This is a genomic window from Devosia riboflavina, assembly GCF_000743575.1.
Classification (GTDB): domain Bacteria; phylum Pseudomonadota; class Alphaproteobacteria; order Rhizobiales; family Devosiaceae; genus Devosia; species Devosia riboflavina.
This window is the reverse complement of record NZ_JQGC01000011.1, coordinates 1-26,255: the sequence shown is the minus strand read 5'-3', so window position 1 is coordinate 26,255 and position 26,255 is coordinate 1. Positions and strand designations below refer to the sequence as shown.

The following is a 26,255-nucleotide window of genomic DNA, read 5'->3' as shown; positions in this document are numbered from 1 at the left end:
GCCATAGCTTCAAAGGCGGAGTCTCGCAAGTCGTTGTATTTGCGAGTGATTTTCAGAAGCATTCGTATCTGCGCCTGGCCCGGGCAAGCCCTTGATTGCACAGGCTCTTCTCTCAGGCATCGGCCATGGGCGGGGCGCCCTTCAGGGTGAATGGCAGCCCTGCAGCGACGAAATAGACATCGTCGCAGACCTCGGCGAGGCGCTGGTGGGTTGATCCCGCGAGATCGCGAAACGTGCGGGCCATGGCGTTTTCGGGCACGATGCCGAGGCCGACTTCATGGGTGACGAGGATGACCTTTGTGGTCTGGAATTCGACAAGCGTGGCGCAGAGCTCGCCGACGGCCTGCGACACGTCCTTGCCGGTCAGGAGCAGATTGGTGATCCAGAGGGTGATGGAATCGACCAGAATCACGTCGCTTTCCCGGCCTTCCTCGAGGATCGCATGGGAAAGCTGCGTCGGCTCCTCGCGGGTGGCAAAGCGTGCGGCGTCTCCAGCGACACGGTCGCGCATTTCCGGGTCGAGGGCTTCCGCGGTCGCAAGATAGAGCGGGTGCCTGCCGGTGCGCAACGCCAGGCGTTCGGCAAAGGCCGTCTTGCCCGATCGGGCGCCGCCCAGAACCAGTGTGTGGCGCATGGGATTTGCTCCTTGGCGAGTGCTGCAAGCCTCGTAAAACCCGGTTGAGGGGTCAGGCGTTCCCATATCGATTGCACTGGGGCGGAAAGCAGCTATGCGAAACCTGCTCTTGGCTGGTCGTTTTTGTCCGATATGCTACTTTCGTCTTAGCGTCTTTCGCATTATGGTCCGCGCCGAAATGACACCTTAGGGTGTGGCTCTGCGTCGGGTAGGGCAATGTCCATCCCGACGATGTGCTGAGCCCATCCCCCTTATGGAGAGACTGCGTGCCCCGATATTATCTTGGCGTCGACGGCGGTGGCACCAATTGCCGCGTACGTTTGGCCGACGAGAATCTGGTGACGCTGGCCGAAGTGAAAAACGGCCGTTCCAACTTGCAGATCGATGCCGGCGATCCCGCCTATAAGGCGATCAGTGACGGCACGCGTGACGTGTTCAAGGCTGCCGGTGTCGATTATGCTGAGACCGCCAATACCTATGCCTGCTTCGGCATGGCGGGCGGCCGCATGGATACGGCGCGCGCCGAATTTGCTGCGCGGCCCTGGCCCTTTGCGGGCGTGAAAGTCTACGACGATATCGACATTGCCCATGCCGGCGCCCTGGGTGGCGGTGAGGGTGGCGTTGTCATCATCGGCACCGGTTCGGCGGCCATGTCGATCGTCAATGGGACGCGCTATCAGGCTGGCGGCTGGGGTTTTCATATCGGCGACCAGATGTCGGGCGCGATCCTCGGTCGCGAACTGGCGCGCTACACGGTCGAGGCCGAAGACGGCCTTGCCGAGAGCTCGCCGCTGACCAAGGCGGTGGCGGCAGCGCTCGGTGGCGACAACCAGGGCATCATGACCTGGTCCTTTGCGACGGCCATGGATCTGAAACTGCTCAGCGACGACGGCACCGAAGGGTGCGACGATGCGCTGATCGGCCGGGCGCCGGGCGAATATGGCAAGCTTATGCCGCTCTGGTTCGACTATCTCGAACAGAACGACCCGGTGGCCCTAAAACTGCTCGACGTGCAGATGGGCTATATCGACACCTATGTGCGCTGGTTCAAAAGCCATGGCGCCGAGGTGATGGCCATTGTCGGCGGTCTCGGCCAGCGGCTCTTTCCGCGGTTGACCGAGCGCTACGGTGATTTCGTTGCGCTGCCGCAATTCGAACCCCTGCATGGCGCTGTCATCCTCGCCAAGCAAAACTTCGCCTCAAACTAGGGACTACGCCCAGTGTCCAGCCGTATCATTCCTGTCCAGCCTTTCGACTATGTGGTGTTCGGCGCCACCGGCGACCTGACCAAGCGCAAGCTTATTCCCGCGCTCTATCACCGCTTCAAGGACGGCCAGTTCGACGAGAATAGCCGCATCATCGGCGCTTCGCGCTCCAAGCTCAGCGAAGCCGATTTCCGCAAGACCGCGCGCGAGGCGATCGAACAGTTCGTCGAGAAGGAATATCAGGATCAGGCGGTGATCGACCGCTTCATCGGGATATTCACCTATGTGCCGGTTGATGCCAGCAAGCCCGATGAATCGGGCGATCTCGGCGCGGCCTTGCGCGACGATCCCAAGGTGGTGCGCGCCTTCTACCTCGCCGTGGCCCCCGATCTCTTCGAGCCCATCGCCGAATATCTCCATTCCAAAAAACTCTATCGCCGCGACGCGCGCGTCGTGATCGAGAAGCCGCTTGGACACGATCTGGAATCGTCCAAGGAGATCAATGACGGCGTCTCGAAGATCTTCCAGGAAGATCAGGTCTATCGCATCGACCATTATCTCGGCAAAGAGACGGTGCAGAATCTGCTCGCCCTGCGCTTTGCCAATACGCTCTTCGAGCCCGTCTGGAACTCGGCCCATATCGACCACGTGCAATTGACCGTGGCCGAAAGCGTCGGTGCCGGTACGCGTGGCTACTATGACGAATCCGGCGCGCTGCGCGACATGATCCAGAACCACATGCTGCAGCTCCTCTGCCTTGTGGCCATGGAACCGCCGGCATCGGACGAAGCCAACGCGCTGCGCGACGAAAAGCTCAAGGTTTTGCGCGCTTTGCGTCCGATCACCAATGGCGAAGTGGCCAAGAACACGGTGCGCGGCCAGTATCGCGGCGTGAAATCGGAAACCGTTTCGGTGGCCGGCTATCAGGACGAGCTGCCCGAGGACAAGAAGGGCAGCCGCACCGAGACCTTTGTGGCCATGAAGGCCAATATCGACAACTGGCGCTGGGCCGGCGTGCCGTTCTACCTGCGCACCGGCAAGCGCATGGCCGAGCGCGTCTCGGAAATCTGCATCCAGTTCAAGCCCATTCCGCACTCGATCTTCGACCATGCCGAAGGCGCGCCGCGCCCCAACAAGCTGATCATGCGCCTGCAGCCCAATGAGGGCGTCAAGCTCATGATGATGATCAAGGACCCGGGTCCGGGCGGCATGCGCCTGCGCGAAGTGCCGCTCAACCTCTCCTTTGCCGAGACTTTCTCCGAGCGCACGCCGGAAGCCTATGAACGCCTGCTGATGGACGTGATCCGCGGCCAGCAGACTCTGTTCATGCGCCGCGACGAGCTGGAAGCGGCATGGGCTTGGGTCGATCCGATCCGCGAAGCCTGGGACCGTTCGAGCGAACCGCCGCAGAGCTATACTGCAGGCACCTGGGGGCCGAGCGGCGCCGTGGCCCTGATCGAGCGCGATGGTCGCTCCTGGTATGAGGGGCCCCTCTCGTGAGCATCGATCGCCGCAGCTTTGCCGATAAGCCGACCCTCGCCAAGGAATTGGCCGAGGCTATTGCCGACCGCATCCGCAATGCCATTGCGGAACGCGGCGAGGCGGCGATCGCGGTGAGCGGCGGTTCGACGCCTGGCAAGTTTTTTGCGGCGCTCGGCAAGATGCGGGATATCGACTGGACCAAGGTCGTTGTCACGCTTGTCGACGAGCGCTGGGTCGACGAAACCAGCGACCGCTCCAATGCGCTGCTGGTCAATGAAAAGATGCTGCAAGGCCCGGCCGCCGTGGCGCGCTTCTTCCCGCTCTATTCGGGCGGCGATGAACCGAATGCGGAACAGGTGGCCAAGACCAATGCGCTGGTCTCAACGCTGCCAAAGCCTTTTGCGGCGGTGATCCTGGGCATGGGCAATGACGGGCACACGGCCTCGTTCTTCCCCGGTGGCGATACGCTCGATGAGGCGCTGAAGGCGCCGGGGCCGACCCTCGCCATCCATGCCCCGGGCGCCGGCGAGCCGCGCATCACCTTTACGCTGCCGCGTCTGCTCGAAACCGACGGCCTCTATCTCCACATCGAAGGCGACGAAAAGGCCGCGGTGCTGGACAAGGCGCTGGGCGATGGTCCGGTGGACGACATGCCCATTCGCGCCGTGCTGCGCTCGAATGCGCCGCTAGCTATTTACTGGTGCCCGTAAAACCCCTGGAGCGGTCCCCAATCGACCGCTCCGGCCGTTGAACGCTACCAGTCATCGATGCAAGGAATACCGTGCCAGCGGCCCCCCTTTGGCGCGTCCTTGCCCTATAGGAGCGTAGAACCATGACCGTCCGCCAGGCTATCCAGGACGTGACCGACCGCATTGCGGCCCGCAGCCGCGACACGCGCCGCGACTATCTCAACCGCCTTGATGCCGCCCGCGAGGCCGGCGTCTATCGATCGACCCTCTCCTGCGGCAATCTCGCCCACGGCTTTGCCGCCTGTACGCCGTCCGAAAAGGCGGCTTTGGCCGGCAACAAGACGCTCAATCTGGGCATCGTCACCAGCTATAACGATATGCTGAGCGCCCATCAGCCGTATCAATTCTATCCCGACATCATCAAGGAAGCGGCGCGCGAAATCGGCGCGACGGCCCAGGTGGCGGGCGGCGTGCCGGCTATGTGCGATGGCGTGACCCAGGGCATGCCGGGCATGGACCTTTCCCTGTTCTCCCGCGATGTGATCGCCATGGCGACGGCTATTGCGCTGTCGCACAATATGTTCGACGCGGCGGTGTTTCTGGGGATTTGCGACAAGATCGTGCCCGGCCTCGTCATCGGTGCGCTGAGCTTTGGCCATCTTCCGGCGGTGTTCATTCCGGCAGGGCCGATGCCTTCGGGCCTGCCCAATGACGAAAAGAGCAAGGTTCGCCAACTCTATGCCGAAGGCAAGGTGGGTCGCGCGGAACTGCTTGAAGCCGAGAGCAAGTCCTATCATTCGGCTGGTACCTGCACCTTCTACGGCACGGCCAATTCCAACCAGATGCTCATGGAAATCATGGGCCTGCACCTGCCGGGCGCCAGCTTCGTCAATCCCGGCACGCCGCTGCGCGATGCCCTGACCCGCGAAGCGACCAAGCGCGCGCTCTCGCTGACGGCGCAGGGCAATGACTATACGCCCATCGGCCACATCATGGACGAGAAGGCTTTCGTGAACGGGCTTGTGGGCCTGCACGCCACGGGCGGCTCGACCAATCACACCATGCACCTGATCGCCATGGCCGCTGCTGCCGGCCTGCAGGTGACTTGGGACGATATGAGCGATCTTTCGGACGCGACCCCGCTTCTGGCGCGCGTCTATCCCAATGGTGTGGCCGATGTGAACCATTTCCACGCGGCGGGCGGCATGGGTTTCCTCATGCGCGAACTGCTCGACGATGGCTATCTCCACGACGATGTGAAGACCGTCTGGGGGCATGGGCTTCATAATTACACGGTTGAGGCCAAGCTGATCGAAGACAAGCTGGCCTTCGAGCCGGCGCCGGCCGAAAGCGCGCTGCCCAAGGTGCTGACCAGCACCAAGGCGCCGTTCCAGACGACGGGTGGGTTGAAGCTGCTGACGGGCAATCTCGGCCGGTCGGTCATAAAGGTTTCGGCAGTGAAGCCCGAGCACCGGGTGGTGGAGGCGCCGGCGCGCGTGTTCCATAGCCAGGATGGGTTGCAGGCGGCGTTCAAGGCGGGCGAATTGACCGGCGATTTCATCGCGGTGGTGCGCTTCTCCGGCCCCAAGGCCATCGGCATGCCGGAACTGCACAAGCTGACGCCCTCGCTCGGCATCATGCAGGATCGCGGCTTCAAGGTGGCGCTGCTTACGGACGGCCGCATGTCGGGCGCTTCGGGCAAGGTTCCGGCGGCGATCCATATGACGCCGGAAGCCAATGATGGCGGTCCGATCAGCAAGATCCGCGATGGCGACATGATCCGGCTCGATGCCAATGAAGGCACGCTGACCTTCCTCGGCGACGAGAAGGAATTCTTCTCGCGCACGCCAGCCACGGAAGATCTGCGTCCGTCGCACCATGGCATGGGCCGCGAACTCTTTGCCGGGTTCAGGAGCCTCGTGGGCGTTGCGGATCGCGGGGCGAGCGTTTTTAACTAACTGCCTCAACGCTCCTCACCGTCGTCACCACCGGGCTTGTCCCGGTGGTCCATTGCTCGTGGCGAGATGGATTGCCGGGACAGGCCCGGCAATGACGATAGGGGGGTGGGCAGTTGCTAGGCCGGCAACTCTCCCACATACCGCGCCCGTGGCCTGATCAGCGCGCCCGTTTCGATCTGCTCAAGCGCATGCGCCAGCCAGCCGACGCAGCGGGCGAGGGCGAAAATCTGCAAGGGCGCGTCGTCGGGCAGGTCATGCGCGGCGACAAGGGCAGAGAGCGCGAAGTCGATATTGGGCTTTTCGCCGCTGAGTTTTTCGCCGGTTTCAGCCAATTCCGCAAAAAGCGCCGGGACGGTGAACGTCGCCATCAGGGCCGGCGCGCGCACGTCGTGGTCGGGATAGAGCCGGTGTCCGAAACAGGGCAGGGGGCGGCCCTGGCGCAATAGACCCGAAATAGCTGTTTCGACGCCGTAACGCTTCGCATCGCGTACCAGCGCGCCGATGCTGAGGCTGGCTGTGCCATGGAGCGGACCGGATAGCGCGGCAAGGCCCGCGAGCACGGCTGCTGCGAGCGGGGCGCCGGTTGAGGCGGTGACGCGAGCGGCGAAGGTCGAGGCATTCAGTTCGTGTTCGGCGAGGAGGACGAGGGCGCAGCGCAGGGCGTTGGCTGCTTCGGGGCGTTGCCAATGCGCGGCGAGCCGCTCGTGGACGGGGCCGGTTCTTGCCCCCGTGATGGCTGACGCGACCAGCGACACGACCAGGGTAGAGTCCTTGATGAGGACGCTGCGGGCGCGGCCGGAGGGCGGCATCTGGGTGGCGGCGAGTTCGGCCACCTGCCGATAGGCCGCGATGAGGCCGGTATCGGCGCCTGTGGTCGTCATGGTGCCGAAATCGGCTGGGGCCGATGTGTTCCAGAGCAGCATGGCCATGTCTTCAAGTGTCGCCGTTTTAGCCAGCTCCGCTGCGTCCTGGCCGCGGATGTAGAAATGACCATTGGCGACGGTGGAAATGGCGGTGGAGAGAACCGGTTCGCCCCAGGCGATGCTTTCGGCTGCCACTGTCGTCGCCGGGCGGCGGCCCTTCTGGCGGGCGGCGAGGCGCTCGACATCGTCTTGCCGATAGAGGCTGCGGCGGGGGTCTTCCGGGTCGGGGCGCGCGGCGATGCGGCCGCGGCTGACATTGGCATAGAGCGTCTGCGGCTTGGTGCCGAGAAGGGCTAGGGCAGCTTCCGCGGATATCCAGCTCATGGCGTCTCACATTGATCAATTGCATCAAGATTGACGTCAATCTTGATGTGGCCAATCTAGCGGTAAAGACGAAGGAGACGCAACATGTCTGGACTGGATGATGTCATTGCCGCGGAAACCATGCTGTCCGAAGTCGACGGCGCCAATGGGCGGCTGGTGATCTGCGGATACCGGCTCGACGAACTGGCCGGCTCCAAATCCTATGAGGAGGTTCTGGCGCTTCTCGCAGGCGAGGTGCTGCCACGCGGCGCGGCGCTCAAGACGCGGCTGGGCATGGCGCGGCTGCGGGCCTTTGCCGAGGTTGCCTGGCTCGACGAGGCCATTCTGGCGCTCTCAATCACCGAAGGGCTGCGGGCGCTGATGGCGCGGCTCCCGGATGGCGAGGATGCCGATACGGCGCTGTTGCTGGTGGCGGCGCCGGCCGTGTTCGTGCCAGCATTGGCGCGGCGCAAGGCGGGGCAGGCGGCGATTGCGCCCGATCCGGCGCTGGGCCATGCTGCCGATATGCTGGCCATGCTCAAGGGCAAGGCGCCGAGCAAGGCGGAGGTTGAGGCGCTCGATATCTATCTCGTGACGGTGAGCGACCATGGGCTCAACGCTTCGACTTTTGCGGCGCGCGTCGTGGCGTCGACGCGGGCGGGATACACCTCGGCGGTTTTGGCAGCGCTGGGCGCGCTGAAGGGACCGCTGCATGGCGGGGCGCCGGGGCCGGTGCTCGATATGCTCGATGCGGTGGGCACGCCGGAGCGGGCGAATTCCTGGCTCACGGGCGAACTGGCGCGCGGGGAACGGTTGATGGGCTTTGGACACCGCATCTATCGCGTGCGCGACCCGCGGGCGGATGCGCTGAAGGGTGCGCTGACGCGGCTGGGTGCGGCGGGCGACATGGATGCGGATCGGGTGAAACTGGCCGAAGTGGTGGAGCGCGAAGCCCTGGCGCTGCTGCGGCTCAAAAAGCCGGATCGGGCGCTCGACACCAATGTCGAGTTTTTCACCGCATTGCTGCTCGAAGCGCTCGGTTTTCCGCGCGATGCCTTTACCGGCGTCTTTGCCGCGGGCCGCGTCGGCGGTTGGCTCGCCCATGCCCATGAGCAGGTGGCGAACGGGCGGCTCATCCGCCCGCAATCGCGCTATGTGGGGCCCAAGGCGGCTTAGCCCGCCTTCGCGTTCAACTTGTTGCGCAGATTGGCGAGGCGCTGCTGGAGTTCGATGACACCCTCCAGCGTCTCGCCGGTCGCGGCGGCCAGTTCCACCGGGGCCATGCAGCCGCGACGCTTTAGCGCCATGCCCTTTTCGGTTGCGGCGATGTCGAGCAGGCGTTCGTCTTGCCTGTTGCGGGCGCGGGTGACGAGACCGGCGGCTTCGAGCTTTTTCACCAACGGCGTCAGCGTGTTGGATTCGAGGATCAACCGATCCGAGAGCGCCTTCATGGTCGTCTGGCCTTCCTCCCACAGCACCATCATGACGATGAACTGCGGATAGGTGAGGCCCATTTCATCGAGAATGGGACGATAGAAGCGGTTCATGGCTTGGCTGGCCGAATAGGCAGCAAAGCAGATCATGTGGTCGAGCGTCATCTGCTCGGCGATTTCTTCCGGGCTGAGACTGTTCACGCTCATAATCCGTCTCCACGTCAAAAAAGCTGATATAGTCGTATGCGATGGAATCGCAAGAGGCGAATTTCACGTCAGCCATGCAAATTTTGCACTTTAATACGATCTAATCGCATGCGATGTAATTGCCATCGACGGTGCTGAGGGGCCAAGGGCCGTGCACCAAGCAATGGGAGACTGAAATGACCAAGACAGTTGTTCTGATCCATGGTGCCTGGCAGGTTCCGGCAAGCTGGGATCGCTTCAAGAGCCGGTTTGAAGCCGCCGGCTATACCGTCATCGCGCCGACATGGCCGCTGATGGACCGCCCGGTTGAAGAGCTCAATCGCAATCCCGATCCGAAATTCGGTGCGCTGAGCGTGGGTGCCATCGCCGACCATTATGAGGCGATCATCCGGGCCTTGCCGGAAAAGCCGCTGATCCTTGGGCATTCTTTCGGAGGGCTGATTGCGCAGATCCTGCTCGATCGCGGCCTCGGCACGGCTGGCGTGGCGCTGGACCCTGCTCCGATTGGCGGGCTTATTCCCGGACCGGTGCCGCTGATGGCGGCCCTGCCGGTGGTGCTGCGCTGGAATGGCTGGAACAAGCCCTTCGTTTTGACCCGCGCCGCCTTTGACAAGGGCTTTGCCAATACCGCTCCCGCACCACAGCGCGAGGCGGAATATGGCCAATATGTCGTGCCCTCGCCCGGCCGCATCTTCTACCAGGCCGCGCTCAATATCGGCACCTGGGTGAGCCCGAAGAAACGCACCCAGCCGCTCTTGATCGTCGTGGGCGAAAAGGACAGGACGGTGACGCCGAACCTGGCCCGGCAGGCCTATAATCGCCAGAAGGGCTCGAAGGCTCGGACCGATTTCCATGAGTTCGCAGGTCGTTCGCACTACCTCGCCAACGAACCGGGTTGGGAAGAGGTGGCGGACTATGCCATCGAATGGGCCGGGCGGAACGCCTGACCTTTTGACCTATGCGCTGGCCAGCCACGCAGCTATGGTCGGCGCATCGCCTTCTCCGAGGCCGTGACCGGCATTGAGCACTTCAACCGAAACCTCGGCGCCGCGGCTGCGGAGGGCGTCGGCCAGAACCTCGCCTTGCTTGCGGAAGGCGTCGGTTTCGCCCAGGAGGATGAGGACGCTGGTGCCGGAAAGGTCGGTTTGCGGCACTTCGTCGAGCACCATGGCAGGGCGCAGCAGGACGGCACGGCGGACGAAGCCGGGATGCAGGAGCATGGCGGCGGCGAGGAGATTGGCGCCGTTGGAATAGCCGAGGGCGACGAGCTTTTCCGGGTCCGGGCGATAGGCGGTGCCGATCTCGCCGAAGAAGGCTTCGAGGGCGCCGGATTCGAAGCGGATATCCTTTTGGTCGAAGATCGAAGGGCCAAAACTGCGGAACCAGCGCTGCACACCGCTCTCGGTGCTGCGGCCGCGCATGCCGAGGAGCGTCGCGTTTGGCGCGGCGCGGTGGGCCAGCGGCATCAGGTCGGTTTCATTGCCGCCGGTGCCGTGGAGGAGGGCGATGGTCGTGCCGTCGGGGCTTTCGGGCGTGAAGAAGCGGTGCTTGTAGATGAGGTCGCGATAGACGACGCGCTCTTCGCCGGGGAGGCCAAACTGGGGCAGCATGACCTTGACGGCCTTGGGATCGGGCGTATCGGGCGGCATGAACAGGGTGTGGCCGAGCTTTTCCACCGCCTCGTCGAGGGTGAAACCGGGGCCGTCGCTCGCCATCTCGATAAGAACATTGCCGGGTTCGCGCACATAGAGCGAGGTGAAATATTGGCGGTCGTGGAGATTGGTCAGGCTCGAATTGAGTTTTCGCAATTCGCGCTCGACGGCTTCCACCTCGGCTTCATTTGCGGCACGGACGGCGACGTGGTCGGCCGTGCCCGTGCCGGGCACGCCGGGCCAGAAGCCGGCGGCATCGCGGATGTCGAGGACGTCGCCGACGTCGGAAACGAGGCGCTGGATTGGGCCTTCGACGGGGCCAGCGCGGAAGCCGAAATTGCGGGTGAGGAAGGCGGTGGTTTCTTCCTGCACTTCCGAGAGCAGGGTAACGCCGCGAATGCGCCGGATGGCGTGTTCAGCGGGAATGTCGGTTTCGGGCATGGTCAGCGCGGGCAGGTTGGCGCTGACGAGTTTCAGGACCACGCCATCGGGATCGCGGAGGCGGAGGACGGTTTCGCCGAATTCTTGGGCGGTACCCTCGACCTTGACCTGATGGGTCAGGGCGCGTTCGAGCCAGTAGCCGATCGAGCCCTGGGGAATGGCGAGCGAGAGTTCGCTGACCTGGCCGGCGCCGGCCTGGCCCGATGAGCCGCCTTGCCAGACGAGGAAGGTGATGAGCGAGCCGGGGCTGGCGGCGTAGTCGCCATAGAAGAGATGAAGCTGGCGCGCGTCTTCATAGCCGCCGGTGCGCTTGACGAGGCGCAGGCCGAGGAAGCCGACATAGAAATCGACATTGGCCTGCACGTCGCCGGTGATGAGGGTGACGTGGTGGATGCCGGAGGTCATCGGCTTCTCCCGAAAAGACGCTCGATGTCGCCCTTTTTCAATTCCACATAGGTGGGGCGGCCGTGGATGCACTGGCCGGAATGGGGGGTCGATTCCATGTCGCGGAGGAGGGCGTTCATTTCGTCGACGCGCAGGCGCCTTCCGGAGCGGACGGAGCCGTGGCAGGCCATGCGGCCGATAATGGCCTCCATGCGGTCGGTCAGCGCGGCGGCACTTTCCCATTCGGCGAGCCCATCGGCGAGATCGCGGACGAGGCCGTGGACGTCGCTATTGCCAAGGATTGCGGGGGTTTCGCGCACGGCGACGGCGCGGGGGCCGAAGCGGTCGAGATAGAGACCGAATTTTTCGAGTTCCGGCGCCGCCTCTTCAAGGAGGGTGCAGTCTTCCTCGGGCAGCTCGACAATGATCGGGATGAGCTGGGCTTGGCTCGCGACCGGGCCGGAGGCGAGCTGGGCCTTGAAGCGCTCGTAGACCAGACGCTCATGGGCAGCGTGCTGATCGACCAGCAGCAGGCCCTTGTCGCTCTGGGCGATGATGTAGTTGTCGAACATCTGGGCGCGGGCGGTGCCGAGGGGATAGTCGACGATCTCGGGCGTTTCCAGAACTTCGACGCGGGCGCTGGGCTCGGTGAAGCCACTGAAACGGCCGGGAGAGCGGTCGAGATTGAGCGGGGCTGTGCTTGGCGCGTAGCCGTAGCTTATCGAGCGCGGCGGGGCCAAGGCGGGCGTATAGCCGATCGGCTCTGGCGCTGGGGCCATTTCGGGGGCGGTGAAGGCGCCGAGAATGTCTTCGGCGACGCTGTTAGAGGCCTTGAAGCCGGCAGCGGCGAGGGCGACGCCGATGGCGCGGATGACGGCACCGCGAATGGCGCCCTGATCCTGGAAGCGCAGTTCGGCCTTGGCCGGGTGGACGTTGACGTCGACCTCGGCGGGATCGATGGCGATATAGAGGGCGACGACGGGGAAACGATCGCGGAAGACATAGTCCGCATAAGCGGCGCGGATGGCACCGACCAGCACCTTGTCGCGCACCGAGCGGCCGTTGACGAAGTAGAACTGGCTGAGGGAATTGGCGCGGGTATAGGTGGGGAGGCCAGCCATGCCCGCGACGACGACGCCGTGGCGCGCCATGGCGAGGGGGACTGAGTTTTCGACGAAATCGGCGCCCATGACCTGGCCGAGGCGGGCAGCGAGCGCGCCTTCGCCGGTGATTGCCGGCCAGTTCGACATCATCCGGTCCGAGCCTTCGAGGATGAAGTGGATTTCCGGGTTGGCCATGGCGAGGCGCTTGACCACATCCGTGATCGCGGCTGTTTCCGAGCGGGCGCTCTTTAGGAATTTGCGGCGGGCGGGGACCTGCGCGAAGAGATCGCGCATCTCGATCACGGTGCCGCGGTTCATCGCCTGCGGCACGGGGCCGGTACGGCGGCCATTGTCGACGACGACGGCGAGGCCGGTTTCGGCATCGGCGGGTCGCGAGGCGACCGAGAGGCGCGAGACCGAGCCGATGGAAGCGAGAGCTTCGCCGCGAAAGCCGAGGGTGCGGATATCGTCGAGATCGTCTTCGCTGAGCTTTGAGGTGGCGTGGCGCTCGACCGAGAGCATCAGATCGTCCCGGTCCATGCCGTGGCCGTCATCGGTGATGCGAATGAGATCCATGCCGCCATTGGCCGTAGCGATGGTGATGCGGCGCGCGCCGGCGTCGATGGAATTTTCGACCAGTTCCTTGACGACGCTGGCGGGGCGCTCGACCACTTCGCCGGCGGCGATGCGGTTGATCAGGTCTTCGGGTAGCTGGCGAATGGGCAAGGCGATTCTCCTTGCCCACAATATAGGGGAGGGCGCGCCGCTTTCCGACCCGGAATGGCATTTGTGCCCAGACTGCTCGACCTAGTCGAGGACGACCACGGCTTCGACCTCGAACAGCATGGGGTCGATGGCGAGCTTCGGTACAGGCACCAGGGTCTGCGCCGGCAGGTTGGCGCCGAACATTTCGACAACGTTCTGGGTTAGAACGCCGAGCTTGGACATGTCGTGATCGACAACATAGACGGTGAGTTTGGCGACCTGATCGGGGCGGGCGCCGATCCCTTCAAGCGCGGTGCCGAGATTGGCATAGGCCTGTTTCACCTGGGTGGCGAAATCGGGCGAGAGGCCGCCGGTGCTGTCCTGACCGCCCAGGCCGGAAATGTAGGCGATGCGGGCATTGGGCGGCACGATCACGGCCGTGCTGTAGCCATTGGGCGCGGGGTCGCCGAGATTGGGCGGGTTGACGATGGTCAGCTTGTTCTCGGCTGCATTGGCTGGCGCTGCGAATGCTGCGGTCATGATGATGGTTCCTCCAGTGATGAGACGCGTGATGGCGTTTGGCATGGTGCTCTCGTCGTTTGGCGGATCGCGGCGTCGCCGGTTTCCGACACGATTGAACTTTACTGCAGATGTCTCTAGGCAAGACTCGTACGACGTACGAATTCATCGCATCGTACGTTGTACGAGTCAATTGCCGGGATGGACAGACGGGGTTCCGGCGGTCAAACTTGAACGCTAGTGAGGACGGGATGGCAGACAAGGCAGGTGGTCAGCGCGGCAGGCGCCCGCAGGGGCAGGATGCGCAGCCGAATGAGCCGACGTTGACGCGCGAGCGGATTGCGGCGACGGCTGTCAATATGCTCGATGCCAAAGGGCTCGATGGGCTGACCATGCGGGGGCTGGCCGAGGCCATGGGCTCGGGGGTGATGAGCCTTTACTGGCACGTAGAGAACAAGGAAGCGGTGTTCGATCTGGCGCTCGATACCGTGCTCGAATATAGCGCCCCCACATCTTTGCAGGATTGGCGTGGCGATATCGTGCATGTGCTCGATGACTGGCGCGCCACCATGTTGCGCCATCCCTGGTCGGCCCTGCTGCTGCCGCGGCGGGTGCTTGGTCCCAATATTCTCGTTCGTCTCGAACGCTTGAGTACATGTCTCTCGGCGGGCGGCGTGGCGGAGGCCGACGTCAATGCCGCCATCTGGTCGCTATGGAACTATGTGATGGGCGCGACGGTGACGCGGGCGAGCTTTGGCCCTTCGGACGCGGACCGTGCTGTTTCGCAGGAGCGGCTGGCGGAACTGGGGTCGCTTTATCCCTTCCTCGGGCGCTCGCGCCTGCTGCTCGATGACGACTGGGACGGCACTTTTCGTCGGGGTCTCGATTTCCTGCTCGACGGTATTGCGCCAAAGCGATGAGCGCGGCTTTCTTGCCGCGCGCGACGCCACGCGCTAAATCCGGCGCATGACCCAATCCCTCGCCCCCATGGACCTTGCGCTGCGCCTTGCCGAAGAAGCGGCGGCGCTTGGAGAGGCCCCCGTGGGCGCGGTGGTGGTGGAGGGCGATCGCGTGCTCTCGGCCATGCGCAACCAGATGCAGGCGCTGGGCGATCCGACAGCGCATGCCGAAATGCTGGCCATTCGCGAGGCGCTGAGGGTGCGGGGCACCGGGCGGCTCGATGGCTGCGATCTCTATGTGACGCTGGAACCCTGCGCCATGTGTGCTGGGGCCATTGCCCATGCCCGGCTACGCCGGGTCTATTTTGCGGCTGAGGACACCAAGGCCGGGGCCGTCGAAAATGGCGTGCGGCTCTTCGAGCAGCCGACTTGCCACCACAAGCCCGAGGTGATCGGCGGGGTGTCTGCTTCGCGCGCCGAGGCCATGCTGGTGGATTTTTTCAAGAAGCTGCGGGGCTAGGCCGATTGGCATAATAGAAGGCGCTTGCGGCTGATCGGGATTTCGGATCGATCGGCTGACCGGTTAAGGATAGATCATGACGGACCACATTCTGGATCGGCCGATATTGGCTGCGTTGACCACGAGTCATGCGAACTTTGCGCGTGGTGGCGGCGGTGCCTGGCGCTACGATCCGTTGATCAGTCCTTTTGCTGCAGTCGAGAACAACGATCCCGCGACTTTGCGGAGCCTTGCGGATCTGGTGGCGCCAGGCGAGGCGATCGTGATGGTGCGGAGTGCGCCGATTGTCGTGCCGGCCGAGTTGGAGATCGTTTCCGAAGCGCGCGTCGTGCAGATGGTAGGTACCGAGGATCTTTCAGTTGATGCCGACGACCGCCTCGTGCCTTTGACTGAGGCCAATGACGAGGAAGCGCATGCGCTGGCAACCCTCACCAAGCCCGGTCCCTTTGCGCGCAACACCATGCGCATGGGCACGTTCTGGGGCGTTTTTGAAGAGGGGCGGTTGGTCGCCATGGCGGGCGAGCGGTTGCGTCAGCCCGGCTGGGCGGAAATGAGCGCGGTCTGCGTACATCCCGATCAGCGAGGCAAGGGATTGGCGCGGGTGCTTTCGACGCGGGTGACGGCCGATCTTCAAGCGCGCGGTGAGCAACCGTACCTACACTGCTATGAGACCAATCAGGGGGCGATGCGGCTTTACGAGTCGCTCGGATATCGCGTGCGGACCGGGCTCAATGTCATGGTCGCCAGAAAACCCTAGCGCGGATTGCTCGCGATCGGCTCGACCTTGTTCTGGATATAGTCTTCGATCTTGCGCGTCAGGATGTGCTTGAAGCGGTCTTTTTCCGATTCCACATGCGTGATGATTTCGCGCACCCGCCAGAATTCCATGGCGCCGAAATTGGCGACATGGGGCCGGATGTAGATGTCCGGGGGATAGGCGGCCATGGAATGCGCGATCAATGAGTGCATCATGATCTGCGCCGAGCCGAACCAGATATCGAGCGGGCGGTGATCGGTCTTGTTGATGCCGACCGAGGGGTCGCCATTGACGTCGATGCCGATGAGAAAGTCGGTGCCGATATCGGCCTGGTCGAGGGGGAGCGGATTGACCACGGCACCGTCCACGAGGATGTGGTTGTTGTGGACGATCGGCTTGAAAATGCTCGGCATGGAGATGGAGCCAGCAATGGCCGGGCGGAGAGGCCCCGAATTGAACACGACCTGATGCCAGGACTGGAAATCGGTCGCCACCACATAGAGCGGGATCTTCAGGTCGCTGAAATTGTTGGGGAAGCTCGGCGGGGTGAAGGCATCGACGATGTGCATGGCGTCGAGCTGCATGGAAATACCGTTGCGCAACAGGCCGCCGAGGCCCTTGATCTGGGTCGACCAGAGTTTGGTGGCGATGGTGCGCAGGGTGCCGAGCACCTCGAAGGAATGCTCGCGCAATTCCTTGCCGGTCATGCCAGCCGCCCAGCCGGAGCCGATCAGTGCACCAATTGAAGTGCCGGAGATCACGGAGGGCTTGATGCCAAGCTCGTCCATCGCCTCGATATAGGGGATATGGGTGAGGCCACGGGCGGACCCGCCGCCGAGGGCAACGCCGATCCTGGGACCAGATGCAATGCTCATTCCGCTTCGCTCCCTTCCCTTGGAGCGCAACCGGTCGACCAGCACCTTGCCGCGCATTTGCAGCGGGGTCAGCTTGCGTTCCGGCGGCGTCTCGTCGAAGACGGTACGCCGGGAGTGTAGGCCCGCAAGATTGAGGAAAGGTTCAGGTCCGCTCGCGGGCGATTTCACGCCAGCCGATATCTCTTCGGGAGAAGCCTTCTGGCCAATCCACTGCGTCAACGCCTCGATAAGCACGGTCCTGTGCCTCTCTCACCGAATTACCAAGCGCCGTGACATTGAGCACGCGCCCACCATTGGCGAGTAAACGGCTCCCGTCGCGCTTCGTTCCGGCGTGAAACACGGTCAGATCATCCGTATCGAGGCCTTCGGCGCCGTTGATCTCGCTGCCTTTGCCATAGTCGCCGGGATAGCCCTTGGTCGCCATGATAACTGTCAACGCATAGGCGTCTTTCCAGATTACATCGTGACCTTTGAGAGTGCCAGTGGCGGTGGCGTGGAGGAGAGGAAGCAGGTCGCTTTCCATGCGCATCATCATCACCTGCGTTTCCGGATCGCCGAAGCGCGCATTGTACTCGACGAGCTTTGGGCCCTGGTCGGTGAGCATGAGGCCGGCATAGAGAACGCCCTGATAGGGCGTGCCGCGCTTAGCGAGACCGCGAGCGGTGGGCTCGACGATGTGCTGCATCGCGAATTCGTACTGTTCGCTTGTCATGACCGGGGCGGGGGAATAGGCGCCCATGCCGCCGGTATTGGGGCCGGTATCGCCGTCGAAGGCCCGCTTGTGGTCTTGCGCGGTGGTGAGGGGAAGCAGGGTTTCGCCATCGCAGAGGACGAAAAGGCTGACTTCCTCGCCTTCCATGAATTCTTCGATGACGACGGCGGCGCCGGATTCGCCAAACGCACCGGAGAAGCAGTCGATGATTGCTTCTTCGGCTTCCTCGACGCTCATGGCGACGGTGACGCCCTTGCCGGCAGCAAGGCCATCGGCCTTGATCACGATGGGCGCGCCCTGGGTGTAGATATAGCCGAGCGCCGAAGCTTCATCCTCGAAGCGGGCATAGCCGGCGGTGGGGATATCGAATTCGTCGCAGAGGGCTTTGGTAAAACTCTTCGAGCCTTCGAGTTGGCCGGCTTCCTTGGAGGGGCAGAAGCAGGTGAAGCCGGCAGCTCTGACGTCATCGCCGAGGCCGGCAACGACCTGCGCATCGGGGCCGACGACGACGAAGTCGATGTTCTGCGCTTTGGCGGCTGCGATGACAGCGGCGTGGTCAGTGATGTCGACCGGTAGGTTTTCGGCAATGGCTTCGGTGCCGCCGTTGCCGGGCATGACGAAGAGCTTGGTCAGCTTTGGCGACTGGGCGATTTTCCACGCGAGGGCATGCTCGCGCCCACCAGAACCGATGACCAGAACCCGCATCTCGTGCCTCCATGCCGTGTTGCGGGCGTGATGCACGAGAGTGAAGGGAAGGGCAAGGGAAAGCTGGCGGGCGAAGCTTACATCTCGGCTTCTTTGAAGATCGGCGTCACGTCGCCGTTCCACTCATTGCGGAACTTGTCGAGCCAGCGGCCGGCCTGGGATTTGCCGGTGCGCACCGTCTCTTCGAGGCAGGCGAGGTGGATGGTTTCGTCCTGGCCCTTGGCATTGAGGCGATTGCGGCGCACGAGGCCGGCTTCGGCAATGCCGACGGCCTGGGCTGCAGCGTCAAAGATGCTGGAGCGATCAAAGGGCGTGGTGAGGCCGAGGCGCGGGACTTCGCGGCGAAGATAGTCGCGATCTTCCTGCGTCCAGTTGCGCGTCAATTCCCACGCGGCTTCGAGCGAGACTTCATCATAGAGAAGGCCGGTCCAGAAGGCGGAAAGACCGGTGACATGGGCTTCGTCGCCCATATCGGCGCCGCGCATTTCGAGGAACTGTTTTAGGCGCACTTCCGGGAACAGGGTGGAAAGGTGATCTTCCCAATCTTTCACCGTGGGCTTTTCGCCGGGCAATTGGGGAAGCTCGCCCTTCAGGAACGCGCGAAAACTTTCGCCGGCGACGTTTACGTATTTGCCGTTGCGGATGACAAAATACATCGGCACGTCGAGGGCGTGGTCGGCATATTGCTCGAAGCCAAAGCCTTCTTCGAAGGCGAAGGGCAGCATGCCGGTGCGCGCATTGTCGGTATTGAGCCAGATATGGCTGCGGAAGCTGAGATAGCCGGTGTCACGGCCATCGGCGAAGGGCGAATTGGCAAAGAGCGCCGTGGCGATCGGCTGCAGCGCCAGTGAGACGCGCAGCTTCTTGACCATGTCGGCCTCGCTGGAGAAATCGAGATTGGTCTGCACCGTGCACGAGCGGTACATCATCGAGGTGCCGAGGGTGCCGACCTTGTCCATATAGGGCGTCATGATGCCATACCGCGACTTGGGCATGGCCGGGATGTCCTTGACGGCCCAGAGCGGGGTCACGCCGAGACCGAGGAAATGGATATCGAGCGGGGCGGCGACTTTCTTGGCGACGCGCATGTGCTCGGCCATTTCATCGGCCGTGCCATGGAGCGTTTCCATGGGCGCGCCGGACAGCTCGAACTGACCACCGGGCTCAAGCGAAATGCCGCCGGCGACTTCGTTATTGCGGAGGCCAATGGGGTTTTCGCCATCGTAGAACGGATGCCAACCGGTTTCCTTCTCGATGCCATCGAGGAGGGCGCGAACGCCGTTCTCACCCTCATAGGTAACGGGGCGCAGCGGATTGGTGTGGAAGACGTGCTTCTCGTGCTCGGTGCCGATTCGCCATTCGGAAGCGGGCTTTGAGCCTCGTTCCATTGCTTCGATCAGGTCTGCGCGCGATTCAATCAGAGGCGAAGCAGTGTCGGCGCCGGCCATGTGATCCTCGTCTAAACAATGAGGTCTAAATTGGGCCGGCACCATAGCGAGCGCAAGCCGGAATGCAATCGGCTTTTATCGCCAATCACCGATGATTGCTTGAATGACGGCCATTGCGGCGACAGCCGCGGTGTCGGCACGGAGGATCCGTGGGCCGAGGCTGATGGGAACGACGAAGGGCAGGGAGCGCAGCTTTTCGCGCTCGGCATCCGAAAAGCCGCCCTCGGGGCCGATGAGGAGGCCAATTTTTTGGCCCTTGAGGGCGGAAAGCGCTTCGACGGGAGAAGATGAGGCTTCGCCTTCGTCGGCGAAGATCAGTTTTCGATCCGCGTGCTCATTTGGCCAGTCGGATAGCAGGCGTTCGAGGGTGATTTCATCGGCAATTGTCGGGACCGAGAGCACTTCGCACTGCTCGGCGGCCTCGATGGCATTGGCGTGTAGGCGCTCGGTCTTGAGGCGGTGGACCTGGGTGTATTGGGTCATGACCGGCTGGATGGTGCCGGCGCCCATCTCCACGGCCTTCTGGATCACATAGTCGAGACGGTCGTTCTTGAGCGGGGCAAAGCCATACCAGAGGTCGGATTTTTCCGTTTGAGCGGCGACTTCTTCGGCGACGGCCAGCGTGACGGATTTTTTCGAATCGCTCGTGAGCCGGCAGAGCCAGGCGCCATCGCGGCCGTTGAAGAGCACCACTTCATCGCCCACGCTCTTGCGCAGCACGGCGGCGAGATAAAGCGACTGATCCTTGTTGAGAGCGACTTCGCCGCCTTTGGCGAGGTCGGCATCAACGAAAAGGCGAGGCAGGCTGGCATGGCTACGAGGCATATTTCTTAGGACGCGGCAGCGTGCCGCGCCCTCCTTCTTCGACGGGCTCGGGATCAGGTCTACTTTGTCTTGAGCGATTGGAGTAGACCTCTGGTGAGTCGAACCGCGAGGTCATGGCATCATGTCCGATATTCATTCCGCACCCGTTGCTGACGCCCAGAGGGACAATTGGGTCGATCGCCATGCGCCCGATTGGCTGAAACCCTATGCGCGACTGGCGCGCTGGGACCGGCCGATTGGCTTCTGGCTACTGTTCTGGCCCTGCGCCTGGGGTCTGGCACTGGCTGCGGTGGAAATTCCCGAGCGCGGCTTTGGTTGGATCGCCGTCATTCTAATGTTTATCGGCGCGGTGTTGATGCGCGGCGCAGGTTGCACCTTTAACGACATCGTCGATCGGGACATCGACATGAAGGTGGCGCGCACGCGGCTACGGCCGATCCCTTCGGGCCAGGTGACCTCGCAGCAGGCGCTGGCCTTTCTGATCGCGCAGGCATTGCTGGGGGCGATCATTCTCTTTCAGTTTAATCGCTTTACCGTCTGGGCGGGCGTCGCTTCGCTGGCGCTGGTGGCGATCTATCCGTTCATGAAGCGGATCACCTGGTGGCCGCAGTTCTTCCTTGGCCTCGCATTTTCCTATGGCGCGCTGGTCGGCTGGACGGCTGAGACCGGTGGCCTCTCCTGGCCGCCGATCCTGCTCTATATCGGCACGATCATGTGGGTGATCGGCTACGACACGATCTATGCGCTGCAAGATATCGAGGACGATGCGCTGGTCGGCGTTAAATCGACGGCGCGACTCTTCGGCACCAATGTGAAGCCGGCCGTCTCGGCGCTTTATGTCGGCGCGGTGATTTTCTGGCTAATGGCGGTGCTGGCGGCTGGCGGCAGTTTCATTGCCGTTGCGCTGATGCTGGTGCCGGCGGCACTGCTCGCCTGGCAGGTTTATACGCTCGATGTCGAGATTTTCGAGAACCCCTTGGTGCGGTTCAAGAACAATCACTATGTGGGGATTGCGCTGACGCTGGCGCTACTGGCTGAGTGGGCCTGGTAATTACCGAGAGGCCTTTCGACGCACGGGTTCGAAGCTGATCCGCAGACGCGTTCCGGTGGCATCGGCAAACCGCTGCAAGGTTCGGGTCGAAGGCAAATGTCCGCCTTCCATCCGGGCCACTGCGGTTTGCGTCGTGCCCATAGCTGCGGCGACCTCTTCCTGCGTCATATCTGCTTCTGCGCGCGCCTTGATGATTGCCTCTGCAACGGAAAACTCTTCCTCAAGGGCGTCGTAGGCGGCGCGAAATTCTGGATCTTTCATCCAGTCATTGATGGCCGCCTCAACGGGGATGAACTTCTTGGTCATTTCACTTCCTTCGCACGCTGGCGTGCCAACTCGATTTCGCGCCTAGGCGTTTTTTGCGTCTTCTTTTGGAAGACGTGCACGACGACAACCCGTTGAGCGTGCGCCGTCACATAGACGGCTCGCGCTATGCCATCCTTTCCCTTCATGCGCATTTCCCAGAGGGAGCCTTCGAGGTGCTTCACATAGGGCTCGTGAACGCGCGAAAGTCCGGTATTGCTGATCAGTTGCGCTATCCGCGAAAAGCTAGCTCGGATGTCTGCTGGCATGGCGTACAATTCAGCGCGCACGTCCTCATCGAGAAACTCAACTGTCCAGCCCATTGCCCCAATATATAGCAAAAATGCTATGACTGCAAATACGCCAAAGGGACCAGCCGCACCACCAGCTGATCCCATCGACGTGCCCTTGGAGGGGGGTTCTTAGTTGACTTCGGCCTCGCCGGGCTTCCGTCGATTGAGGAAGCGGGGGCGGCGGGCTGCGTCGGCAGCGAGTTTGCGGCGGGGTGCGGTCTGGCCGACCATCACGCCATCAACCTGCTGGCTATAGGGGAGATAGGAGCCGTCGCCGGCCTTGATGAAGAGCGGCAGGCGGAGCTTTTTGCCCCAGTTCTGCCATTCGGCCACGACGTTCTGGTTACCCTCTTCCTCGAAGACCTTGTAGGTGAGCTCGCCATCGGGATGGACGAGTTCGATGGCGCTTGTGAGCACGCCTTCTTCGGAAATGCGGGTGGCAACGGCCACGCCGATGAATTCGGTGACCGGTACCTTGATCTTGATGGCAACGCCGCTCTGTTCGAGCTGCTTGCGCACTGTCACGGTCTTTACCGGATCGCGCGGCCCATTGTCGTTCGCCGCAACAAAGCGGCGTTCCGCCAGTGCGGGCTTACCGAAAGCAAGGACGACTGACGACCCTTCCATCGCTACGCCATGAACCATTTTCTAGCCTTCCTGTAACTTCGAGAGCTGTTTTTTGCGCTCCGTTTGTGAGGGCAATCTAGCGCGTCCCCTTACCTGGGGCCTTAATGGGTTCGGTTAAGTTTATCTTGTCTTCAGAGGGTGGTTAGCGGGGTGTTGCACAGTGCAACGAGCAGTTTACCCAATCGGGTGTGACCTCGTTTACCCTGCCATATTTGGGGACTTCGCCGTTCGAGAATGGGCCATCGCCGGGCGGGCCTTGTCCAAAAGTCGTACGAGGCATAAAAGCCGCCCATGCCAGCCTTTGCACCGCCATATGAGGACGATCTCGAACTGCTTCGCGCCACTGCCGTGGCCGCGGGAATCATCGCCTCGGGCTATTTTCGTCGCGACATAAAGAGCTGGACCAAGGGTAATGCTTCCCCGGTCAGCGAAGCCGATATCGTTGTCGACCGTTATCTTGCCGCGAGTCTCCTTACCGCGCGCCCGGCCTATGGTTGGCTCAGCGAAGAAACGGCGGATAATCCGAGCCGCCTCGATTGCGATCGTGTGTTTATCGTTGACCCCATCGACGGCACCCGCGCCTTTCTCCAGGGCGAGGATTGCTGGACGGTCTGTCTGGCGGTCGTCGAAAAGGGTGTGCCGGTGGCCGGGGTCGTTTACGCGCCGGCGCGCAATGAAATGTATGAGGCTTCACTGGGCGGCGGCGCGCGCCTTAATGGCGAGCCTTTGGTGCGCCATCGCCGGGCCGGTTCGCCGCCGTTGATCCCAGCGCCGGGCGCGGTGCATCAGGAATTGCAGGAAGGCGGCCTCCATTATACGCGCGGGCCGATGTATCCTTCGCTCGCCTATCGGCTCTTGCAGGTGGCGACCGGCAAACTCGACGCGGCCGTGGCGCGGCGCGGCAGCCAGGATTGGGATATCGCGGCGGCGGCGGTGATCCTCAGCGAAGCCGGGCTCGATCTTGCCGATGTCTGCACCGGCTTCCCACAATTTAACAGACGAGATGTGCGCCATGGGGCGCTTGCGGCGCTTTCCGACATGAGCCTAAAACCTCTCGTCCATGCGGCACTGATCAAGGTCTATGGCTGTCCGGCCGAGCCCTTGGCAGAGGCCGAGATTTCCTCCTCCTCCCAACTCAGTGGACCCTTGAGCGATGGCTGACAGCAAGACTGACAAGCAACTTCTTCACCTGGTGATCGGCGGCGAGCTCTCGAGCATCGAGCATGTCACCTTCGCCGATCTCGACAAGGTCGATATCGTTGGCCTCTATCCCAACTATGCTTCGGCCCTCGTTGCCTGGCGACAGAAGGCGCAATTGACCGTCGATAGCGCGCAGACGCGCTACTTTATTGTCCACCTGCATCGTCTGCTGGATCCGGAAGCGACCGGCGCCTAATTTTCTGCCGTGGCCGAGGCTGTGATCTCGGCCACGATCGCTTCCATGGCGCCGGGGCCACCGATCCGGTTGCGGCCGATTTCGGCAAGGCGCATGCGCTCGGACATATTTGTAAGAAGACCATGAAGGGCTGCCGACACATCGGCCGCCCTGGCTTCGGTGACGGTGCGCGCTTCTCCGAAAAGGTTCTGCTCGTCGCTAAAGCGCGAGCGCCGGTCACGTGCATTGACGAAAGTAATGGCGGGACGGCCGAGGCCGAGCGACTGGATGGTCGCGGTGCCGGCTTGGCTGAGGACCACGTCCGAGGCTTCTACCAGATTGCCCATGGCGACGCCGCGGGCCATGTGCACGGTGAGATTGCCGTCGCTCAATTCACCGAGATCATCGGATTCGATGCTGAGCAGCGCTGTGCGCCGGAGACTTGCGGCCTTGGCGAGTTCCTCGACATTGACGCTGCCGGCCACGGCCAGGAACACGTCAGGGCGCTCCTCTTCCGGGATCAGGCGCAGCGCGGCGATCTGCAGCGCGAAGCTTTCTGCCGTGAGGGCTCGGCTGCCGGGCAGCAGGGTGACGGCAAGCGGCGCGCGGCGACGGGCCCTGGCGTCATAGTCGCCGTGGGGAATGGCATCCATCATGATATTGCCGACACAGCGCGCATCGACTCCGGCGGCACGCAGCTTGTCGCTGAGGCTGTCGCTGCGGCAGAAGACAGTGCGGCAGGTCTGCTTGATGGCCCAGACCTCGGCAGCCGAATAGAGGCGGGCAGCCCCGGTCTTGTAGACATCGAGATAAATGAGATCGCGGAGGCCCGTGGGGAGGGCGGCCAAAATGCCGACCATGTCGCCGATGACGATGATCTTGTCATAATGCCCGCGCACCGAGCGCAGGAAGCGCAAAGCTGGCGGAACCGTGAGTAACCCGCCGCTGACGACGTCGCGGCGTAGCGAACCTTTTACGTTGCGCCAGCCTTCCGAGGCGAGCGTGGCGCGGGGGCCGACAATACGGCAGGCGCCCTCATAGGACTTGCCGCTGCCGATCATGGGATAGGCTTCGACATGGGCATCGGTGGTGAGTTGCCGCACCAGGGCCGCGCCGATGGCGTCTTCCCCATGACCATTGGAAATGACGAGGTAGCGCTGACGCGTCGCTGCCTCCATCACGCTCAGTTGCCTCGGCCGTAGCGGATAAAGGCCTCGTGGGCGGTCGAGGCATCGGCATAGGCTTCCTGCCGGTCGACGCTCCAATAGAAGAGTTCATCGAGAGGAATGGGCTTGCCTGAAATGGCGCAGCGCACAAAGGTCCCCTGCTTGAGCACGACATAGTCACCATCAAGGTAGCGTACCGTCGCTTCGGAGGGCGAAAACCCCTTATCGAAGATATTCATCGTCCGTGTCCTTCCGAATTATTCCGATATAGAGCGGAAATCGGACAATCAAAAGAGACTTTCCTGCGACCCGTCGTCTGATGGTGAACGCGGTGCTTTGCGCTTTTGCGGCGGGGCGCCGGCAACATTGGCGCCGACTTCGCCATCGGCAAAGGTGAGTTTTAGCGCGTCGCCGGGTTTGAGACCGACTGCGCTGCTGACCACGTCGCCGGCTTCGTCCTGAACCAGGGCATAACCACGCGCGAGAACGCTGCGATAGCTGAGGGTCTCGAGCAGCTTTGTCAGTTGCGCCAGCGATTGCCGCCGTTCGGCAGTGATGCGATCGGGCACCAGCGTCAGGCGCTGCGCGACAGGCGCGAGCTGCCCCTGCAACTGGCGGAGTTCGGCCCGTAGCGGCTGGGGCGAGAGGCGGGGGGCGACGCGCACGAACTGGGTGCGCTTACGCTCAAGGGCCTGACCGACCGCGCCCGCAAGCCGGATGGCTCGCGGGTCGAAGGTGAGGCGGGCGCGTTCGGTGGTCTTGTGCAGGCCGGCCAAAGCGCGGTGATCGAGATTGTCGATGCGGCTTGCGAGCTCCGCATGGCGCTGGCGCACGAGGCGCGGATGGATGGCGCCGGCAAGGCGGGAGAAGGCCAGACGCCGATCTTGCACGAAATGGCGGAGGCCACCCGCGAGCCGGGTTCCTGCCATATCGAGGGTCTGACGCTGCGTTGCGATGAGGTCGGCCGGTCGCGGCAGGCCGGCGCTGACGGCGCGCAGGCGGTCCTTCAGGCTCGCAAGACTGCGGCGAGCGGCCTGGCGCTGGCGGCTGCCCTGATCGTC

The 26,255-nt window shown here is 62.9% G+C and carries 28 protein-coding genes; 12 read left to right on the top strand and 16 right to left on the bottom strand.

Going from position 1 to position 26,255, the window contains the following annotated elements:
- Nucleotides 1-112 precede the first annotated feature (112 nt).
- On the bottom strand, nucleotides 113-634 hold the full coding sequence (cobU, locus tag JP75_RS12820; RefSeq protein ID WP_035083567.1) for a bifunctional adenosylcobinamide kinase/adenosylcobinamide-phosphate guanylyltransferase: 522 nt from the start codon (nucleotides 632-634) through the stop codon (nucleotides 113-115).
- A gap of 266 nt (nucleotides 635-900) precedes the next feature.
- Here cobU and JP75_RS25305 point away from each other — a divergent pair, with 266 nt between their 5' ends.
- The 4 genes from JP75_RS25305 (at nucleotide 901) to edd (ending at nucleotide 5,968) form a co-directional block, all read left to right on the top strand.
- The gene (locus tag JP75_RS25305; protein WP_051960671.1) at nucleotides 901-1,842 is read left to right on the top strand and encodes a glucosamine kinase nucleotide-binding domain-containing protein; all 942 of its coding nucleotides are present in this window, start codon (nucleotides 901-903) and stop codon (nucleotides 1,840-1,842) included.
- Nucleotides 1,843-1,854: 12 nt separating this feature from the next.
- On the top strand, nucleotides 1,855-3,339 hold the full coding sequence (zwf, locus tag JP75_RS12810) for a glucose-6-phosphate dehydrogenase (protein ID WP_035083565.1): 1,485 nt from the start codon (nucleotides 1,855-1,857) through the stop codon (nucleotides 3,337-3,339).
- Nucleotides 3,336-4,031, top strand: a complete 696-nt coding sequence (gene pgl / locus JP75_RS12805; RefSeq protein WP_035083562.1) for a 6-phosphogluconolactonase — start codon at nucleotides 3,336-3,338, stop codon at nucleotides 4,029-4,031. The genes zwf and pgl overlap by 4 nt, the downstream gene beginning before the upstream one ends.
- Before the next feature lie 122 nt (nucleotides 4,032-4,153).
- Nucleotides 4,154-5,968, top strand: coding sequence for a phosphogluconate dehydratase (gene edd / locus JP75_RS12800; RefSeq protein WP_035083559.1), 1,815 nt, complete (start codon nucleotides 4,154-4,156; stop codon nucleotides 5,966-5,968).
- 116 nt (nucleotides 5,969-6,084) lie between these two features.
- Here the strand turns inward: edd and JP75_RS12795 are convergent, their stop codons facing one another.
- Complete coding sequence (locus JP75_RS12795) at nucleotides 6,085-7,215, bottom strand: citrate synthase (RefSeq protein ID WP_035083556.1); 1,131 nt, start codon at nucleotides 7,213-7,215, stop codon at nucleotides 6,085-6,087.
- A gap of 84 nt (nucleotides 7,216-7,299) precedes the next feature.
- Here JP75_RS12795 and JP75_RS12790 point away from each other — a divergent pair, with 84 nt between their 5' ends.
- Nucleotides 7,300-8,370, top strand: coding sequence for a citrate synthase/methylcitrate synthase (locus JP75_RS12790; RefSeq protein WP_035083553.1), 1,071 nt, complete (start codon nucleotides 7,300-7,302; stop codon nucleotides 8,368-8,370).
- Here JP75_RS12790 and JP75_RS12785 read toward each other — a convergent pair.
- Complete coding sequence (locus JP75_RS12785) at nucleotides 8,367-8,834, bottom strand: MarR family winged helix-turn-helix transcriptional regulator (RefSeq protein ID WP_035083550.1); 468 nt, start codon at nucleotides 8,832-8,834, stop codon at nucleotides 8,367-8,369. The two genes, JP75_RS12790 and JP75_RS12785, sit on opposite strands and share 4 nt — an antisense overlap.
- A 176-nt stretch (nucleotides 8,835-9,010) precedes the next feature.
- On the opposite strand from JP75_RS12785, the gene JP75_RS12780 reads away from it, so the two are divergent.
- Nucleotides 9,011-9,781 carry an alpha/beta hydrolase gene (locus JP75_RS12780; protein WP_035083548.1) on the top strand — a complete coding sequence of 257 codons (771 nt, stop codon included), beginning with the start codon at nucleotides 9,011-9,013 and terminating at the stop codon, nucleotides 9,779-9,781.
- A gap of 9 nt (nucleotides 9,782-9,790) precedes the next feature.
- Here JP75_RS12780 and JP75_RS12775 read toward each other — a convergent pair whose 3' ends face one another.
- The 3 genes from JP75_RS12775 to JP75_RS12765 form a co-directional block, all read right to left on the bottom strand.
- Complete coding sequence (locus tag JP75_RS12775; protein ID WP_035083546.1) at nucleotides 9,791-11,332, bottom strand: VOC family protein; 1,542 nt, start codon at nucleotides 11,330-11,332, stop codon at nucleotides 9,791-9,793.
- On the bottom strand, nucleotides 11,329-13,140 hold the full coding sequence (mutL, locus tag JP75_RS12770) for a DNA mismatch repair endonuclease MutL (protein WP_035083544.1): 1,812 nt from the start codon (nucleotides 13,138-13,140) through the stop codon (nucleotides 11,329-11,331). Before mutL ends, JP75_RS12775 begins: the two co-directional genes overlap by 4 nt.
- Before the next feature lie 81 nt (nucleotides 13,141-13,221).
- On the bottom strand, nucleotides 13,222-13,704 hold the full coding sequence (locus JP75_RS12765) for a RidA family protein (protein ID WP_035083542.1): 483 nt from the start codon (nucleotides 13,702-13,704) through the stop codon (nucleotides 13,222-13,224).
- 164 nt (nucleotides 13,705-13,868) lie between these two features.
- Between JP75_RS12765 and JP75_RS12760 the strand changes: the two genes are divergently transcribed.
- The 3 genes from JP75_RS12760 to JP75_RS12750 all read left to right on the top strand — a co-directional run bounded on the left by JP75_RS12760 (nucleotide 13,869) and on the right by JP75_RS12750 (nucleotide 15,814).
- A complete protein-coding gene (locus JP75_RS12760; RefSeq protein WP_425277284.1) occupies nucleotides 13,869-14,558 on the top strand; it encodes a TetR/AcrR family transcriptional regulator in 690 nt (229 codons plus the stop codon).
- Nucleotides 14,559-14,604: 46 nt separating this feature from the next.
- On the top strand, nucleotides 14,605-15,057 hold the full coding sequence (locus JP75_RS12755) for a nucleoside deaminase (protein ID WP_035083538.1): 453 nt from the start codon (nucleotides 14,605-14,607) through the stop codon (nucleotides 15,055-15,057).
- 76 nt (nucleotides 15,058-15,133) lie between these two features.
- Complete coding sequence (locus JP75_RS12750; RefSeq protein ID WP_035083536.1) at nucleotides 15,134-15,814, top strand: GNAT family N-acetyltransferase; 681 nt, start codon at nucleotides 15,134-15,136, stop codon at nucleotides 15,812-15,814.
- On the opposite strand, the gene JP75_RS12745 is transcribed toward JP75_RS12750, so the two are convergent.
- The 4 genes from JP75_RS12745 to JP75_RS12730 all read right to left on the bottom strand — a co-directional run bounded on the left by JP75_RS12745 (nucleotide 15,811) and on the right by JP75_RS12730 (nucleotide 20,379).
- Nucleotides 15,811-16,689 carry a patatin-like phospholipase family protein gene (locus tag JP75_RS12745; RefSeq protein WP_160194688.1) on the bottom strand — a complete coding sequence of 293 codons (879 nt, stop codon included), beginning with the start codon at nucleotides 16,687-16,689 and terminating at the stop codon, nucleotides 15,811-15,813. The two genes, JP75_RS12750 and JP75_RS12745, sit on opposite strands and share 4 nt — an antisense overlap.
- 142 nt (nucleotides 16,690-16,831) lie before the next feature.
- Complete coding sequence (purD, locus tag JP75_RS12740; protein ID WP_035083534.1) at nucleotides 16,832-18,106, bottom strand: phosphoribosylamine--glycine ligase; 1,275 nt, start codon at nucleotides 18,104-18,106, stop codon at nucleotides 16,832-16,834.
- Nucleotides 18,107-18,183: 77 nt separating this feature from the next.
- Complete coding sequence (locus JP75_RS12735; protein ID WP_035083532.1) at nucleotides 18,184-19,554, bottom strand: glutamate--cysteine ligase; 1,371 nt, start codon at nucleotides 19,552-19,554, stop codon at nucleotides 18,184-18,186.
- 75 nt (nucleotides 19,555-19,629) lie between these two features.
- Complete coding sequence (locus tag JP75_RS12730) at nucleotides 19,630-20,379, bottom strand: 16S rRNA (uracil(1498)-N(3))-methyltransferase (protein WP_035083528.1); 750 nt, start codon at nucleotides 20,377-20,379, stop codon at nucleotides 19,630-19,632.
- Nucleotides 20,380-20,500: 121 nt separating this feature from the next.
- Between JP75_RS12730 and ubiA the strand changes: the two genes are divergently transcribed.
- The gene (gene ubiA / locus JP75_RS12725; RefSeq protein WP_035083525.1) at nucleotides 20,501-21,430 is read left to right on the top strand and encodes a 4-hydroxybenzoate octaprenyltransferase; all 930 of its coding nucleotides are present in this window, start codon (nucleotides 20,501-20,503) and stop codon (nucleotides 21,428-21,430) included.
- On the opposite strand, the gene JP75_RS12720 is transcribed toward ubiA, so the two are convergent.
- The 3 genes from JP75_RS12720 to JP75_RS12710 are packed head-to-tail and all read right to left on the bottom strand — an operon-like array spanning nucleotide 21,431 to nucleotide 22,671.
- Nucleotides 21,431-21,736, bottom strand: coding sequence for a helix-turn-helix domain-containing protein (locus tag JP75_RS12720; protein ID WP_051960669.1), 306 nt, complete (start codon nucleotides 21,734-21,736; stop codon nucleotides 21,431-21,433).
- Nucleotides 21,733-22,131: a type II toxin-antitoxin system RelE/ParE family toxin gene (locus JP75_RS12715; RefSeq protein ID WP_341872281.1), complete on the bottom strand. Its 399-nt coding sequence runs from the start codon at nucleotides 22,129-22,131 to the stop codon at nucleotides 21,733-21,735. Before JP75_RS12715 ends, JP75_RS12720 begins: the two co-directional genes overlap by 4 nt.
- A gap of 24 nt (nucleotides 22,132-22,155) precedes the next feature.
- Nucleotides 22,156-22,671, bottom strand: coding sequence for a DUF6101 family protein (locus tag JP75_RS12710; protein ID WP_152565832.1), 516 nt, complete (start codon nucleotides 22,669-22,671; stop codon nucleotides 22,156-22,158).
- A gap of 273 nt (nucleotides 22,672-22,944) precedes the next feature.
- On the opposite strand from JP75_RS12710, the gene JP75_RS12705 reads away from it, so the two are divergent.
- Entirely contained in the window at nucleotides 22,945-23,814 is an 870-nt protein-coding gene (locus JP75_RS12705) for a 3'(2'),5'-bisphosphate nucleotidase CysQ (protein ID WP_084587655.1), read from the top strand.
- Nucleotides 23,807-24,049, top strand: a complete 243-nt coding sequence (locus JP75_RS12700) for a DUF4170 domain-containing protein (RefSeq protein ID WP_035083517.1) — start codon at nucleotides 23,807-23,809, stop codon at nucleotides 24,047-24,049. Before JP75_RS12705 ends, JP75_RS12700 begins: the two co-directional genes overlap by 8 nt.
- Here the strand turns inward: JP75_RS12700 and JP75_RS12695 are convergent.
- The 3 genes from JP75_RS12695 to JP75_RS12685 form a co-directional block, all read right to left on the bottom strand.
- On the bottom strand, nucleotides 24,046-25,209 hold the full coding sequence (locus JP75_RS12695) for a glycosyltransferase family protein (RefSeq protein ID WP_152565831.1): 1,164 nt from the start codon (nucleotides 25,207-25,209) through the stop codon (nucleotides 24,046-24,048). The genes JP75_RS12700 and JP75_RS12695 overlap by 4 nt on opposite strands.
- Nucleotides 25,210-25,211: 2 nt before the next feature.
- On the bottom strand, nucleotides 25,212-25,433 hold the full coding sequence (locus JP75_RS12690; protein ID WP_035083511.1) for a DUF2093 domain-containing protein: 222 nt from the start codon (nucleotides 25,431-25,433) through the stop codon (nucleotides 25,212-25,214).
- Nucleotides 25,434-25,481: 48 nt separating this feature from the next.
- A partial coding sequence (locus tag JP75_RS12685) for an exodeoxyribonuclease VII large subunit (RefSeq protein ID WP_035083508.1) occupies nucleotides 25,482-26,255 on the bottom strand: 774 nt, incomplete at its 5' end.

Bases quoted from the DNA above. Each gene is read 5' to 3' on its own strand.
- cobU (WP_035083567.1), bottom strand. From the start codon at position 634: ATGCGCCACACACTGGTTCTGGGCGGCGCCCGATCGGGCAAGACGGCC.
- edd (WP_035083559.1), top strand. From the start codon at position 4,154: ATGACCGTCCGCCAGGCTATCCAGGACGTGACCGACCGCATTGCGGCC.
- JP75_RS12795 (WP_035083556.1), bottom strand. From the start codon at position 7,215: ATGAGCTGGATATCCGCGGAAGCTGCCCTAGCCCTTCTCGGCACCAAG.
- JP75_RS12790 (WP_035083553.1), top strand. From the start codon at position 7,300: ATGTCTGGACTGGATGATGTCATTGCCGCGGAAACCATGCTGTCCGAA.
- JP75_RS12785 (WP_035083550.1), bottom strand. From the start codon at position 8,834: ATGAGCGTGAACAGTCTCAGCCCGGAAGAAATCGCCGAGCAGATGACG.
- JP75_RS12780 (WP_035083548.1), top strand. From the start codon at position 9,011: ATGACCAAGACAGTTGTTCTGATCCATGGTGCCTGGCAGGTTCCGGCA.
- JP75_RS12775 (WP_035083546.1), bottom strand. From the start codon at position 11,332: ATGACCTCCGGCATCCACCACGTCACCCTCATCACCGGCGACGTGCAG.
- JP75_RS12765 (WP_035083542.1), bottom strand. From the start codon at position 13,704: ATGCCAAACGCCATCACGCGTCTCATCACTGGAGGAACCATCATCATG.
- JP75_RS12755 (WP_035083538.1), top strand. From the start codon at position 14,605: ATGACCCAATCCCTCGCCCCCATGGACCTTGCGCTGCGCCTTGCCGAA.
- JP75_RS12750 (WP_035083536.1), top strand. From the start codon at position 15,134: ATGACGGACCACATTCTGGATCGGCCGATATTGGCTGCGTTGACCACG.
- JP75_RS12745 (WP_160194688.1), bottom strand. From the start codon at position 16,689: ATGAGCATTGCATCTGGTCCCAGGATCGGCGTTGCCCTCGGCGGCGGG.
- purD (WP_035083534.1), bottom strand. From the start codon at position 18,106: ATGCGGGTTCTGGTCATCGGTTCTGGTGGGCGCGAGCATGCCCTCGCG.
- JP75_RS12735 (WP_035083532.1), bottom strand. From the start codon at position 19,554: ATGGCCGGCGCCGACACTGCTTCGCCTCTGATTGAATCGCGCGCAGAC.
- JP75_RS12730 (WP_035083528.1), bottom strand. From the start codon at position 20,379: ATGCCTCGTAGCCATGCCAGCCTGCCTCGCCTTTTCGTTGATGCCGAC.
- ubiA (WP_035083525.1), top strand. From the start codon at position 20,501: ATGTCCGATATTCATTCCGCACCCGTTGCTGACGCCCAGAGGGACAAT.
- JP75_RS12720 (WP_051960669.1), bottom strand. From the start codon at position 21,736: ATGACCAAGAAGTTCATCCCCGTTGAGGCGGCCATCAATGACTGGATG.
- JP75_RS12715 (WP_341872281.1), bottom strand. From the start codon at position 22,131: ATGGGATCAGCTGGTGGTGCGGCTGGTCCCTTTGGCGTATTTGCAGTC.
- JP75_RS12710 (WP_152565832.1), bottom strand. From the start codon at position 22,671: ATGGTTCATGGCGTAGCGATGGAAGGGTCGTCAGTCGTCCTTGCTTTC.
- JP75_RS12705 (WP_084587655.1), top strand. From the start codon at position 22,945: ATGCCAGCCTTTGCACCGCCATATGAGGACGATCTCGAACTGCTTCGC.
- JP75_RS12700 (WP_035083517.1), top strand. From the start codon at position 23,807: ATGGCTGACAGCAAGACTGACAAGCAACTTCTTCACCTGGTGATCGGC.
- JP75_RS12690 (WP_035083511.1), bottom strand. From the start codon at position 25,433: ATGAATATCTTCGATAAGGGGTTTTCGCCCTCCGAAGCGACGGTACGC.